Below are 12686 nucleotides of genomic sequence, written 5' to 3'. Positions count from 1 at the left end.
GGGGATCGGCGGCAGCTCGTTCGCCGCGTCCGCCCCGGAACCGCCGCGGACGGCGTCGAATGCCGGTTCCGCCAGCCGAAATCCGCTGACCAGGGTCAATATGACGCCGACCAGTAGCACTCCGTGCCACGCCGACAGCCTGCGCCATGGCGGCAGCTGTCGCCACCTGGCTCGCTCGGTCATCTCGCACCCCCTGTCCTCGTCGGGACGGCAGGAATCGCGCCGTGTATCGCCCCTGACTGAGCGTCACTCTAGCGAGCGGGGAGGCAACAATGGGTGACCATGACGCGGATGTGCCCGGTGGGCAGACCTGGCCGGGGGCGAACCGGGCCGAATCCGGCTTTCGCTGACGCGAACGCACGCTCGATCCCACGTCGACTGTCGCGGCGGACCGCACCACGCCCTGCGCGCTTGGCGCGGATGCTCACAGCCGGTCGCTATGGTGTCACTCGCAGTGATGCATAGATCACCGTCAGTGAGAGAGGGGACCAGATGACGAAGGGTATGGGTCGCCGCGCCGCCGCGCTCGCGATCTCCGGCATCGCCACCGCAACCTTCACCGTGGCAGTCGGCACGTCCGCGGCCCACGCATTCGACGACAAGAAGCCCGTCTGCGGTAACGACAAGGACCAGAAGGACGACTGGGACATCTTTGGCGACAAGGACAAGGACGGCGACAAGGACGGAGGCAAGGACGCCCCGGACAAGAAGGCCGAGGCCGACGAGCTCAACAAGGGCGACGAGGGCAAGGGCCTTGACGAGGACAAGGTCAAGGACGGCGACTGGTTCAACTGGGACGACAAGGACAAGGACAAGGACAAGGACTGCCCGGCCGGTGTCGGCGTTGGCGTCGTCGGCGTCGGTGTCGGTGTTGGTGGCGTCGCCGGCGGCGGTGTGCCCGCCGGTGGCGGTGGCATGGCCGACCGTGGCGCGTCCTCACCGCTGCTTCCGGTCGCCGGGGCCACCATCGGTGCCCTGCTGATCGGTGCCGGGGTGGCACGTCGTCGTACCCAGGGCGCCAGCTGAGGTTCGCTCTCCCTGCGGTAGTCAAAGTCCGCGGTCGTCGGCCGCACCTCCCGAACGGCCCTGCGCCGTGCTTCACCGGCGGCTGACGCACCGCACGGACTTCCTCGTGGGTGACGGCCTCGGCCTGGTCCCACGCGGGGCCGCGCACGAGGGTCGGGGGTCGCGTCGGTGCTCGACGCGACCCCCGGTCACTGTTCGGCGCGCGGATACGGTAGTGTTGCTCGCGTACGGGACGTGGCGCAGCTTGGTAGCGCACCAGACTGGGGGTCTGGGGGTCGCAGGTTCAAATCCTGTCGTCCCGACAGGGGAAATGCCCTCTCGGCCGAACGTGGCGGAGGGGGCGTTCGCATTTGCTGGATGCTCCGTCGGCACCCGTGTGGATCACGGCAGCCATGGGCATCGCCGGGCCCCGCCCGGGATTCGGCGGGTCTGGGCTATCCGCCGGTCTGAGTGGTCTGAGTGGCCTGGGTCTCGCGGGCGGCGCGGCGCTCGGCGCGGCGTTGTTCGTTCCAGGTGTCCAGCGTGGATCGGTGCCAGCGGGGGCGGCGTCGGAACTCGGGCTTGTCGGTGGCCGTGTCCGGGTCGTCAGGGGGCGGGGCGGTACCCGCGGCTACCTGCTCGCGCCATGACGACGCGGTCAGACGCAGGTGATTGGCCACCTCGGTCACGGTCATCAGGGGGTCGGACCTCATCGGTCCATCCTGCGTGACGCCGCGAACGCGGATGGTCGCCGCACGGTCACGCTGGCGGTCGGCGGTGGCCGCGGATGCCCGCGACCTCGATCGATGCTCGCCTGGCTACGGCGACGACACCAATGTCCACCCCCCCGAAACGCCACCACCATCGAGGACGGCGACGGGTCGGACGGCTCCCCGCGGGGCCGGGCGGGTCCCGGGATCGGATGCGAGTAGCGGCCAGTCGGGGTGGGTGCGTCCGGCTGGGGGTGCCGGATGTGGTCGGGGTGGGCTCGCACAGCCGGACGCACGCGGACGGTCATGATCGAACGGGTAGCCCGCGACGCCACGTCAGGGAGCGGGTGCGCAGGGATCGCGGATGTTTCCCACGACACGGCGGGCGCTCGCTGGTACTGACGGATGGTGATCGAGAGTGCGCGGCTTGCTGGCGAGCGGGGGTATCGGTCGCGGGCGTCCAAGCGTTGGGCTCGGGGTGGTTGCCGGCAATAGCGGTATGTCCACTATCGTCGTCAGCAGCACTTCCGTTTGGGTCTTCAGAAGTGATGCGCCGCAGGCGAAGTGTGGGCACCCGCAAGCCAACCGCGATACCCGTCGAACCGATGCGCCTAGTCCTGCCCCCGGTTCGGCGACCCCTCCGAGTTTGCCGGGGCAGGCGTGGGGACCCACGGTCCCGGGGGAGCACCACCGTCGCTCGTCAGCGCGTGGTCTGCCTCGGTACTGACCGGGTCCGTCGGTGATCGGGCACCCCGGCCCGCTTCCGGCGTCTCACCTCGCCAGCGCACGGGAAGGACGCGTTTTGCCACGTCGTGCTATGGCCTGGCTGCCGGACGACTGGGAGCAGCTCGTTCGCGGTCGCCAGCGCCCCGCGGTCCCCCGTGCTTCCGCCGCGACCGGCTCCGGCACGTCGCGCCGGGCGGTGACCATCGCGGCCTTCACCACCGGCACGATCGCCGCGTCGACGGCGGCCTTCGCGGCGACCGTCCCCGCCGGCACGGACGGCTCCTCCTCCCTGGAGGCGAACTCGCTGCTGCGCGAGGCGTCCATGACGTCCACCCAGAGCGCCTCCGGTGACCTGACGGCCGCCCGTTCCCTCGCACCGCTGGCCACCGCGATCGCCGATCACGACCCGGTCTTCACCAACGTCTCGATCACCGCGGACAGGACGACCGTCGCCCCGAACACCCCGGTGGTGCTGACCGTGCGCGCCACCGAGGCCGACACCGGTGCGCCGCTGGCCGGCCAGGACATCCGCATCGTCGTGGTCAACGGGCCGCAGTGGCAGACGTCCACCCGGTTGCACACCGATGCCAGCGGCAACGCGCAGATCACCGCGCGGCTGCTGTCCACCACCACGATCACCGCGGTCTTCGATGGTTCGAGCGCGCTGCGGCCCTCCCTGGCCGGCGCCGCCACCGTGACGATCGCCAGCCCCACCCGAACCGGCACGGGGGTCGGCCGGGTCGGTGTCGGGGTCGACGGCTCGGTCATCTCGCAGGCCATCCCGACGGTGATCCCGGGCAGCTCCATCGGGGAGAAAGCCGTCTACCTGGCCTCGCTGAACAAGGGCAAGCCGTACGTGTGGGGCGCGGAGGGCCCGTACTCGTTCGACTGCTCCGGGCTCGTCCAGTACGTGTTCAAGCAGCTCGGCCGTTCCCTGCCGCGCACCGCCCAGGGGCAGTACAACGTCTCCACCAAGGTGCCGCAGTCGGGTAAGCAGCCCGGTGACCTCATCTTCTACGGGACGCCCGGCAACATCTACCATGTGGGCATCTACGCCGGTAACGGGTACATGTGGGCCGCTCCGCAGACCGGCGGTGTGGTGTCGTTGCGTCCGATCTACAGCTCGACCTACAAGGTCGGCCGCATCCACTGACGGCTGTATCCGCTAGCGTCAGCACTGTCCGGCCCGCCGGGTCGTAGGGACAGCGCCCAGCGGTCGATCAGACCGCTGGGGCGCCCGGTGGAGGAGGACGTCGCATGCAGGACGCCGTGCCAACCGGGGCGCCGTCGCCGGACCGGATCTGGACGATCCCGAACGCGCTGTCGGCGTTGCGCCTGCTGGGCGTGCCACTGTTCCTGTGGCTGGTCCTCGGCCCGGAGGCGGACGGCGCTGCCTTCGGCGTGCTGGCCTTCGCCGGTGTCAGCGACTACCTCGACGGCAAGCTCGCCCGTGTGCTCGACCAGGCCAGCCGGCTCGGCGCCCTGCTCGACCCGCTGGCCGACCGGCTGTACATCCTGTCCACCATCGTCGCGCTGACCGTGCGCGACATCGTCCCGCTCTGGTTCGCCGTCGCGCTGCTGGCCCGGGACGTCGCCCTGCTCGCCCTGCCGCCGCTGCTGCGCCGGATCGGGGTGGGGGTGGCCCTGCCCGTGCACTACCTGGGCAAGGCGGCGACGTTCAACCTGCTCTACGCCTTCCCGCTGCTGCTGCTCTCGGCCGGGGACTCCTGGCTCGCGACGGCGGCCCGTCCGGTCGGATGGGCGTTCGCGATCTGGGGTATCGCTCTGTACTGGTGGTCCGGCGCGCTCTATTTCCTTCAGGCGGCGCAGCTGGTCCGAGCACATCGTGGCCGCGGCGGCGGATCAGCGGGCAGCTCCGCGACGGCGGGGACGGTCGGAGCGGGAGGTCATCGGTGAGAGCGGTCGTCATGGCGGGCGGCGAGGGCACCCGGCTGCGACCGTTGACCGCCAACCTGCCCAAACCACTGCTGCCCGTGGTCAACCGGCCGATCATGGAGCATGTGCTGCGGTTGCTCAAGCGGCACGGTTTCGACGAGACGGTCGTGACGGTGCAGTTCCTCGCCTCGATGATCCGCACCTACTTCGGTGCCGGTGACGAGCTGGGCATGCACCTGTCGTACGCCACCGAGACGACTCCGCTGGGCACCGCCGGCAGTGTGAAGAACGCCGAGGACGCGCTGCGCGACGAGGCGTTCCTGGTCATCAGCGGCGACGCGCTGACCGACATCGACCTGACCGAGCTCGTCGCCTACCACCGCAGGGTCGGCGCACTGGTCACGGTGGCGCTCACATCGGCGCCCGACCCGTTGGAGTTCGGCATCGTCATCACCGGCGAGGACGGCCGCATCCTGCGCTTCCTGGAGAAGCCGACCTGGGGCCAGGTCTTCTCCGACACCGTCAACACCGGCATCTACGTGATGGAGCCGGAGGTGCTGGCGCACGTGCCACCCGGGGAGGCGGTGGACTGGTCCGGGGATGTGTTCCCCCGCCTGGTCAAGGCCGGCGCACCCGTCTACGGCTATGTGGCCAAGGGCTACTGGGAGGATGTCGGCACCATCGCGAGCTTCCTGCGGGCCCAGGCCGACGTGCTGGGCCGCAAGGTGGAGGTCGACATCGGCGGCTTCGAGGTGTCACCCGGGGTGTGGATCGGTGAGGACGCCGAGGTGCATCCGGACGCCGTCCTCAAGGGCCCCCTCGTCGTCGGCGACTACAGCAAGGTCGAGGCCGGAGCGGAACTGCGCGAGTACTCCGTGCTCGGCAGCAACGTGCTGGTGAAGTCCGGCGCCTTCCTGCACCGCGCGATCGTCCAGGACAACGCCCTCATCGGCCCGCAGACCAACCTGCGGGGCTGCGTGATCGGGCGCAGCACCGACGTGCTGCGCGCGGCGCGGATCGAGGAGGGCGCGGTCATCGGCGACGAGTGCGTCGTGCGGGAGGAGGCCTTCGTCTCCCACGACGTCAAGGTCTACCCGTTCAAGACGATCGAGGCCGGCGCGGTCGTCAACACCTCGGTGATCTGGGAGTCGCGCGGGCAGCGCACCCTGTTCGGCCCGCGCGGCGTCTCCGGCCTGATCAACGCCGAGATCACCCCGGAGCTGGTGGTCCGGCTCTCGGCGGCCTACGCCACCACCCTGAAGAAGGGCGCCACGGTCACCACCGCCCGGGACGGCTCCCGCGCCGCCCGCGCCCTCAAACGCGCAGTGATCAGCGCGCTGACCACCGGGGCGATCAACATCCGTGACCTCGAGGTCGCGCCGATGCCGGTGGCCCGCTTCGACGTCCGCTCGTCGAACGCGGCCGGCGGCATCATGGTGCGCACCACCCCCGGAGATCCGGAACGCATCGACATCCTCTTCCTGGACGCGGAGGGGGACGATCTCTCCCCGGCCGCCCAGCGCAAGCTCGACCGGGTGTTCTCCCGCCAGGAGTTCCGCCGGGCCTTCCCCGGCGAGATCGGCGACCTGCGCTTTCCCGCGCGCACCCTCGACCTCTACATCCAGGACCTGCTCGACCGGGTGGACACCACGGGCGTCACGGACGCCGCACTCAAGATCGTGCTGGACCCGTCCGGGGGAGCGGCCTCGCTGGTGCTGCCGACCCTGCTCGGCCGGCTCGGCGTGGATGTCCTCACCGTCAACGGCCGGGTCGACGAGACCATACCCGCCTACGACGCCACCGACGACCTGCGCGCCACCGACCGTCTCGGCGCGCTGGTCGCGAGCTCCGGCGCCGCCTTCGGGGTGCGCTTCGACCACACCGGTGAACGTCTCGCGATCGTCGACGAGCGCGGCGACCTCATCGACGACGACCGCGCGCTGCTGGTCTTCCTCGACCTGGTCGCCGCCGAGAGCCGCGGCGCCGCCGTCGCCCTGCCTGTCACCACCACCCGGGTCGCCGACCAGGTCACCCGGTTCCACGGCCTGAGCGTGCGGCGCACCCCCACGTCCGCGCCGGCGCTGTCCCAGGTCGCCCGGCAGGCCGGGGTCGTCTTCGCCGCGGACGGACGTGGCGGCTTCGTCGTTCCCGAGTTCGGCCCGGCCATCGACGGCCTCGCCGCCTTCGTCAAGCTGCTGGCCCTGGTCTCGCGGACCCGACTGACCCTGTCCGTGATCGACGCCCGGATACCCTCGGTCGCCATCCTGCGCCTTTCGGTGCCCACCCCCTGGGCGGTCAAGGGCACCGTGATGCGCCGCGTCGTCGAATCCGTCGACGTGGACGCCGGTTTCACGCTGGACACCACCGACGGCGTGCGCGTGGTGGGCGCCGACGGTTCGTGGATTCTCGTCCTGCCCGACCCCAGCGAGGCCGTCACGCATCTGTGGGCCGAGGGCGCCGACCTCACCGAGGCCCACACCCTGCTGCGCCACTGGGCCGACGTCGTCGAGTCCCGCTGAGCGCCCCCCACCGCGGCGCGCGGCACCACGTTCGGCAGTAATGCGGCCGCCGTCCGTCAAAATGCCCCTTGTGTGGGATCGGACCGGGCGACCTGGACGGTCGATGGTGCTGATGGTGACGTTGCTGCTGCTCGCCGGCGTGGTCACGCTCGGGGTGCGCCGGGGGGTCGCCGAGGCACCGGCCCGGCAGCGACTCGAGCAGGCCCTGCGCGCCCAGGTACAGGCCCGTTCCGCCGAGCTCACACTCACCCGGGAACGGGTCGGCGCGCTGGACCGTCAGGTGGCGGCCGGACGTTCACGGCAACGCCGCGCCGCCGAGCGGCAGGCCCGCTCCGCGGCCGACGTCGCGGCCCTCGGCCCGCCCGGACCCCTGGGCCGCGGTGCGCGGCCCAGGGGTCCGGATCACCCTCTCCGGGCGCCTTCCCGACGGCGTCGGCGTCGGTATCACCGATCATGACGTCGCCGACCTGGTCAACGTGCTGTGGATCGCGGGCGCGGAGGCGATCAGCGTGAACCAGGTACGGCTGACGGCGCTGAGCGCCATCCGGGCCGCGGCGAACGTCATCCTCGTCGGCCTGCTGCCCGTCACCGCGCCCTACGTGATCGAGGCCCTCGGTGACGCCGGTGAACTCGGTACCCGGCTGGAACGCTCGGCCGTCGTCGACCGGCTGCGCAACCAGCCGGACTCGCCGGCGACCGCCCTGACGGTGACCAGGCCCGCGACCATGACCCTGCCCGCGGCACCGTTGCCGGTGCTGCGCAACGTCCGCCGGACCGGATGAGGGAAGGACACCGATGACGCGGATAGCGCGGATGATCGCCAGAACGGCTCCGAGGTCGATGACACCCGCCCTGCTCGCTCTGCTCATCGGAGTAGCGGCCGGCCTGTTGCTGGGGCCGACGGCACCGCACTGGCTCGCCCCCTACCTGGCGGTCGCGGTGGTCGCCGCCGCCGTCGACGCCGTCCTCGGCGGCGCGCGGGCGTTCGTCGAGCGGACCTTCGACGATCGGGTCTTCGTCGTGTCCTTCGTCGGCGATGTCGTCGTCGCGGTGCTACTGGTGCTGCTCGGTGAACTCGTCGGTTTCGCCGATGCCCTCTCGACCGCGGTCATCGTCGTCCTCGGCATCCGGATCTTCACCTCCGCGACCGCCCTGCGCCGCGCTCTGGTCGGCCGCTGACATGCCCACCCCGACCCCGGTCATCATCGACGGCGGCCTTGGCCCTGCCGGCGCGGTGCGCTCTGGCGGGTCGTGGCCGACCCGGGGGCGCTCATGAAAAGGCCGGCGAGATCCACGCCCGCGCACACACCGGACGCCGAGGCCGGGAACCAGCCCGAGGGCCAGACCGAGGACGTGGCCCAGGAGGTGCCGCGGACCCGGCCGGAGACGGTGACCGAGGACCGGGCCGGACGTGTGGCGGCAAACCGGCCGGAGAGCGTGGCCGCGGCCGCCAGCGTGGTCGAGGACGCGGCTCGGACTGACCGTGGTGCGGGTCAGCCGTCAGGACCACCAGAGCCATCCGGTGAGCCCGGTGAGCCCGGTGAGCCCGGGGAGCCGGCCGGGCCGGGGCTGGAACTGACCATTCGTGATCCGAAGGGGTCCGTCGACGCGTCGGTGCTGCTGGACGCGCTGCAGGAACTGCGGGACGCGGGAGCCGAGGCGATCGAGATCGCGGGGGTGCGGGTGGGGGTGTCGACGTATGTCGCCGATCATCCGGGGCTCGGCCTGGTCGTGGACGGACGGTCGATCACAGCGCCCTATGTGCTGCGGGTGATCGGTGATGCGCACACCCTGGACCGGGCGCTGCGGATTCCCGGCGGAGTGCTCGATACGGTAGCGGCGCGCGAGGGCGCGCAGACCGGTGTACGGACGTTTGTCCGGATGGAGATCCGAACGGTGCGGCCGACGCCCAGTGCCCGCTACGCTCGCCCGGCAGGCTGAGCACGTCGATCAAGGGAGGCGATCTTCCGGTGTATCCGGACGACCTGAAGTACACCCGTGAGCACGAGTGGGTCCGGCTCGGTGGGGACACGGCCGTGGTCGGCATCACCGCGTACGCGCAGGAGGCGCTGGGCGACATCGTCTTCGTCTCGCTGCCCGCGGCGGGTAGCGAACTGCCGGCCGGCGAGCCCTTCGGCGAGGTCGAGTCGACCAAGAGCGTCTCGGAGATCTACGCTCCGGCGGCGGGCCGGGTGATCGCGAGCAACGAGGCGCTGGTGAGTTCGCCCGAACTGATCAACTCCGATCCCTACGGTGATGGGTGGCTGGTCGAGATCGCGCTCGCGGGCGGCGGTATCGACGGTCTGCTCACCGCCACAGAGTACGAGGAGTACGTCAAGGAGCACTCATAGTAGCTGGTGTGGTCGGGTGGCGGGGGCTGGGTGGCGCCACGCCGAACAACACGGGTCGCACCCTTTTCGCGACCGTGCCCCCGATGCACTAGCCTCGGAGTGCGCCGGGGGTACGGTCATGGACGCTCCGACCGTAGGCGTGTGATCATCGACGGTGGTGGGGATGTGCCGGGTACGCCCGGCCCCACCATCGCAATGCTGGTAACGACATTCCCGCCGCCGCCTGGCGGCGGCCGAGGCGGCTGACGAACCCGCTTGCGCGGGGCTCGACGGCAGGAAGCGGACGCGACTGTGTTCTGCACGAGGTGCGGACAGCAGAACCCGTCCGACGCGCTGTACTGCGCGCGGTGCGGTTCCCCTCTCGTGCGCCCGGGCGAGCCCGTGGCGCCGGAGCGGCCCGCCGAACAGACGTCGACGCTCAATCTGGCCGCCGCGCTGTCGGGTATCGAGGGTGACCATGTCGACGAGTCCACCGAGCGCGACGCGGTCGCCGCGGTCGACGCGCTGCCACCGGGCTCGGCCCTGCTGGTCGTCAAGCGGGGGCCGAACGCGGGCAGTCGGTTCCTGCTCGACGCGGACATGACCAGTGTCGGTCGGCATCCCGAGAGCGACATCTTCCTGGACGACGTGACGGTCTCGCGGCGGCACGCGGAGTTCCATCGCTCGCCGTACACCAAGGGCTTCTCCGTGCGTGATGTCGGCAGCCTCAACGGCACGTACCTCAACCGTGAGCGCATCGACTCGGCCGACCTCACCAGCGGCGACGAGGTGCAGATCGGCAAGTTCCGGCTGGTGTTCCTCACCGGCACGAGCTACGGGGGGTCGGCGGCGCGGTGATCGGGCAGGTCAGGCGGTGAGCGGGTTCGCCGCGGCGGCGTCCGCGTCACACCAGCAGCTGTCGGCTCGGGGTCCTAACGGGGCGAAGGGCCCGGCCGCGAAGGTGCTCACCATCGGCCAGGTCCTGGAGCAGCTGCGGGCGGACTTCGCCGACATCACGTTGTCGAAGATCCGCTATCTGGAGGCGGAGGGTCTGGTCGAGCCGGCCCGGACGTCGTCCAACTACCGCAAGTACTCGGCCGACGATGTCACGCGCCTGCGTTACGTGCTGCACGCACAGCGCGACCGTTTTCTGCCGTTGCGGGTGATCAAGGAAGAGCTCGCCTCACTGGACCGCGACGAGACCCTGGTGCACCGGCCGGGTCCCCGCGCGCTGCCCCCGCATCCGGCCCCTGCCGGCCTGGACGCGATCCTCGGGGCCGAGCGGGTGCGGATGTCGCGCCGCGAGCTCCTGACGACCGTGGGGCTTGACGACGAGACCCTCACCGATCTGGAGCAGCACGGTCTGGTGGCGCCGATCGCCGGGGGCAGCTACTACGACTCCGACGCGGTCCTGGTCGCCCGCACGGTCGCGCTGCTGGCCGGGCACGGCGTACAGGCCCGGCATCTGCGGGCCGCCAGGACGGTGGCCGATCGTGAGGCTGGTCTCATCGAGGCCGCCGCCGCCCCCCTGCGCGGACAGCGCGGCCCGGACAGCGCGGGCCGGCATGCGCAGACCGCGGACGAGCTCGCCGCCTTGCTGGTACGGCTGCATGCGGCACTACTACGGTCCCGGCTGCGGGCCGGTCGTCCTGGCTGAACGGCCGGTGTGGGCCCGGCTCGGCGGCCCCGCCCGGGCGGTCGGGCCCGCTCCGGCAGGCAGCGGAACCCCTCGGCGCGCTGACGCGGGACCCAAGCGGGGATACTGTCTCCCCTGTGGGGTTTTCTGGCTCCGGTCCCAACATCCCGCCCTGCCCCACCTGCGCGAGGAGGTAGATCGGTGCATCGGCTGGACATCGTCGGCGTGCGAGTCGAGCTTCCGTCGAAGCAGCCGATCGTCCTGCTCAAGGAGGTGGGCGGTGAGCGGTACCTGCCCATTTGGATCGGCGCCGTCGAGGCGACCGCGATCGCGTTCGCTCAGGAAGGCATCACCACGGCACGTCCGATGACGCATGACCTGATGCGGGACGTGCTGCGCGCCCTGCAGACGGACCTGACCCGGGTGACCATCACCGACCTTCAGGACGGCGTCTTCTTCGCCACGCTCGTGTTCGGAAACGGCGTGGAGGTCTCCGCTCGGCCCTCCGACGCGATCGCGCTCGCGATGCGCATGGGCGCGCCGGTCTACGGCGTCGAGGCGGTCCTGGCCGAGGCCGGGATCACCGTGCCCGAGGAGCAGGAACAGGAGCAGGAGAGCGAACTGGAGAAGTTCCGCGAGTTCCTGGACACGATCTCTCCCGAGGACTTCAACACCCCCGGGTCCTGACCGCACGCGTCACGACCATCGCACACGTCACGGCAGCGGGCCCGCACCACGTCCACCGCGACGCGGCGCGGGCCCGCTGCGCAGCGCAGGCGGCAATTCCTTTTCGTCGACCCTGCCCCGCCGTGTCCGCTGGACTACGGGCGCGTCGGCTTAGATCATTGAAGGAATCGCGCGTCCCTCCTACGGCCAGGGCAGTCGTGCCCCCACAGTCAGCGTTGGCCGTCTGGGCCCAGGCGCGTAACCATGGTGCTCTGCTTCGGCTCTGACCTCGCCGGACACAGCGCCCAGCCCTGACGGCCGAGCGCGGCCACACGCGGCCAGGCGCGACTGTGACGGTCGCGGCGAGGACGGTCCGCCGGGCTCGGCGCCCGGCAGCCGTGGGTGTCTCCGCTGACTCTGGCGCCTGGGCGCCACGGTCGTCCGCCGTTCGGACCCGGATTGTGCCCGTGGTGGGTACCGGTTCCGGGACGGTCCGGTCGGCGGGCGGGTGGCGGTGAGAAAGGTGACTCGACCGGACCGGATGTCCGGACGGCGGCCCCTGGGTGCCGGCTGCCGGGATGGCGCGGATCGATCCGGAGGATGGGCTGGCTATGGCGGCGAAGTGCGTACAGCGATGATCGAACAGGGCCAGCTGTTCCCGGGTGAGATACCCGAACCACCCGGGGACGACGTCGGGTACCGCGGGCCGACGGCCTGCTCGGCGGCGGGGATCACCTACCGCCAGCTCGACTACTGGGCCCGCACCGGGCTGGTCGTGCCCAGCGTCCGCGACGCGTCGGGCTCGGGCAGTCAGCGGCTCTACTCGTTCCGGGACGTCCTCGTCCTGCGCGTGGTGCGCAAGCTGCTGGAAGCGGGGGTGTCGCTGCAGAACATCCGGGTCGCCGTCGAACACCTACGGACCCGCGGGGTGGACGATCTGGCCCAGCTGACGCTGATCAGCGACGGGTCGACCGTCTACGAGTGCACCTCGGACGACCAGGTGATCGATCTTGTCCGCGGGGGGCAGGGCGTGTTCGCGATCGCCGTCGGCCGGGCCCTGCGCGACATGCGCGGCCAGCTGGCCGAGCTGCCCTGCGAGCGTCCCGGGGATCCGCCCGCCAGCCATCCCGGCGACGAGCTGGCCACCCGCCGCAGCAGCGCCTGGACCGGCTGAACCGCCTGGACCGGCTGGACCGCC

At 71.1% G+C, this 12686-nt stretch carries 14 protein-coding genes and 1 tRNA gene; 14 read left to right on the top strand and 1 reads right to left on the bottom strand.

Translation table 11 applies throughout. The features are described from left to right. The first annotated feature begins 504 nt into the window (after positions 1–504). Positions 505–1026, top strand: coding sequence for a hypothetical protein (locus G6R24_RS03260; RefSeq protein ID WP_225438057.1), 522 nt, complete (start codon positions 505–507; stop codon positions 1024–1026). A gap of 228 nt (positions 1027–1254) precedes the next feature. Beyond that, positions 1255–1328: transfer RNA gene (locus G6R24_RS03255), tRNA-Pro, on the top strand. A 132-nt stretch (positions 1329–1460) separates the two neighbouring features. Here the strand turns inward: G6R24_RS03255 and G6R24_RS03250 are convergent. Continuing rightward, on the bottom strand, positions 1461–1718 hold the full coding sequence (locus G6R24_RS03250; RefSeq protein ID WP_163547675.1) for a helix-turn-helix transcriptional regulator: 258 nt from the start codon (positions 1716–1718) through the stop codon (positions 1461–1463). A 799-nt stretch (positions 1719–2517) separates the two neighbouring features. Here G6R24_RS03250 and G6R24_RS03245 point away from each other — a divergent pair. From G6R24_RS03245 to G6R24_RS03190, 12 genes are all read left to right on the top strand, one after another. Further along, positions 2518–3594, top strand: coding sequence for a C40 family peptidase (locus G6R24_RS03245; protein WP_163547674.1), 1077 nt, complete (start codon positions 2518–2520; stop codon positions 3592–3594). A 104-nt stretch (positions 3595–3698) separates the two neighbouring features. Then, positions 3699–4358, top strand: coding sequence for a cardiolipin synthase ClsA (gene clsA / locus G6R24_RS03240; protein WP_163547673.1), 660 nt, complete (start codon positions 3699–3701; stop codon positions 4356–4358). Between the two features lie 11 nt (positions 4359–4369). Next, positions 4370–6856, top strand: coding sequence for a mannose-1-phosphate guanyltransferase (locus G6R24_RS03235; protein ID WP_163547684.1), 2487 nt, complete (start codon positions 4370–4372; stop codon positions 6854–6856). A gap of 103 nt (positions 6857–6959) precedes the next feature. Next, positions 6960–7313: a hypothetical protein gene (locus tag G6R24_RS03230; protein ID WP_163547672.1), complete on the top strand. Its 354-nt coding sequence runs from the start codon at positions 6960–6962 to the stop codon at positions 7311–7313. Then, positions 7237–7638, top strand: coding sequence for a DUF881 domain-containing protein (locus G6R24_RS03225; RefSeq protein ID WP_163547671.1), 402 nt, complete (start codon positions 7237–7239; stop codon positions 7636–7638). Before G6R24_RS03230 ends, G6R24_RS03225 begins: the two co-directional genes overlap by 77 nt. Positions 7639–7669: 31 nt before the next feature. Further along, positions 7670–8035: a DUF1290 domain-containing protein gene (locus tag G6R24_RS03220; RefSeq protein WP_244957221.1), complete on the top strand. Its 366-nt coding sequence runs from the start codon at positions 7670–7672 to the stop codon at positions 8033–8035. A 72-nt stretch (positions 8036–8107) separates the two neighbouring features. Further along, positions 8108–8797: a DUF881 domain-containing protein gene (locus G6R24_RS21825; protein WP_225438056.1), complete on the top strand. Its 690-nt coding sequence runs from the start codon at positions 8108–8110 to the stop codon at positions 8795–8797. 29 nt (positions 8798–8826) lie between these two features. After that, the gene (gene gcvH / locus G6R24_RS03210; protein WP_163547670.1) at positions 8827–9207 is read left to right on the top strand and encodes a glycine cleavage system protein GcvH; all 381 of its coding nucleotides are present in this window, start codon (positions 8827–8829) and stop codon (positions 9205–9207) included. 291 nt (positions 9208–9498) lie between these two features. After that, entirely contained in the window at positions 9499–10044 is a 546-nt protein-coding gene (locus G6R24_RS03205) for an FHA domain-containing protein (RefSeq protein WP_163547669.1), read from the top strand. A 16-nt stretch (positions 10045–10060) separates the two neighbouring features. After that, positions 10061–10843 carry a transcriptional regulator FtsR gene (ftsR, locus tag G6R24_RS03200; RefSeq protein WP_163547668.1) on the top strand — a complete coding sequence of 261 codons (783 nt, stop codon included), beginning with the start codon at positions 10061–10063 and terminating at the stop codon, positions 10841–10843. A 180-nt stretch (positions 10844–11023) separates the two neighbouring features. Beyond that, entirely contained in the window at positions 11024–11509 is a 486-nt protein-coding gene (locus tag G6R24_RS03195) for a bifunctional nuclease family protein (RefSeq protein ID WP_009739504.1), read from the top strand. Positions 11510–12122: 613 nt separating this feature from the next. Then, on the top strand, positions 12123–12662 hold the full coding sequence (locus tag G6R24_RS03190) for a MerR family transcriptional regulator (protein ID WP_163547667.1): 540 nt from the start codon (positions 12123–12125) through the stop codon (positions 12660–12662). The last annotated feature ends 24 nt before the right edge of the window (positions 12663–12686 follow it).

The organism is Candidatus Frankia nodulisporulans, assembly GCF_902806475.1.
GTDB lineage: Bacteria > Actinomycetota > Actinomycetes > Frankiales > Frankiaceae > Frankia > Frankia umida.
This window is presented reverse-complemented; position numbering and strand designations above follow the sequence as displayed.

Coding starts and splice junctions, on each gene's coding strand:
- G6R24_RS03220 (WP_244957221.1), top strand. CDS start 7,670: ATGATCGCCAGAACGGCTCCGAGGTCGATGACACCCGCCCTGCTCGCT.
- G6R24_RS03230 (WP_163547672.1), top strand. CDS start 6,960: ATGGTGCTGATGGTGACGTTGCTGCTGCTCGCCGGCGTGGTCACGCTC.
- G6R24_RS03250 (WP_163547675.1), bottom strand. CDS start 1,718: ATGAGGTCCGACCCCCTGATGACCGTGACCGAGGTGGCCAATCACCTG.
- G6R24_RS03235 (WP_163547684.1), top strand. CDS start 4,370: ATGGCGGGCGGCGAGGGCACCCGGCTGCGACCGTTGACCGCCAACCTG.
- G6R24_RS03260 (WP_225438057.1), top strand. CDS start 505: ATGGGTCGCCGCGCCGCCGCGCTCGCGATCTCCGGCATCGCCACCGCA.
- G6R24_RS03190 (WP_163547667.1), top strand. CDS start 12,123: ATGATCGAACAGGGCCAGCTGTTCCCGGGTGAGATACCCGAACCACCC.
- clsA (WP_163547673.1), top strand. CDS start 3,699: ATGCAGGACGCCGTGCCAACCGGGGCGCCGTCGCCGGACCGGATCTGG.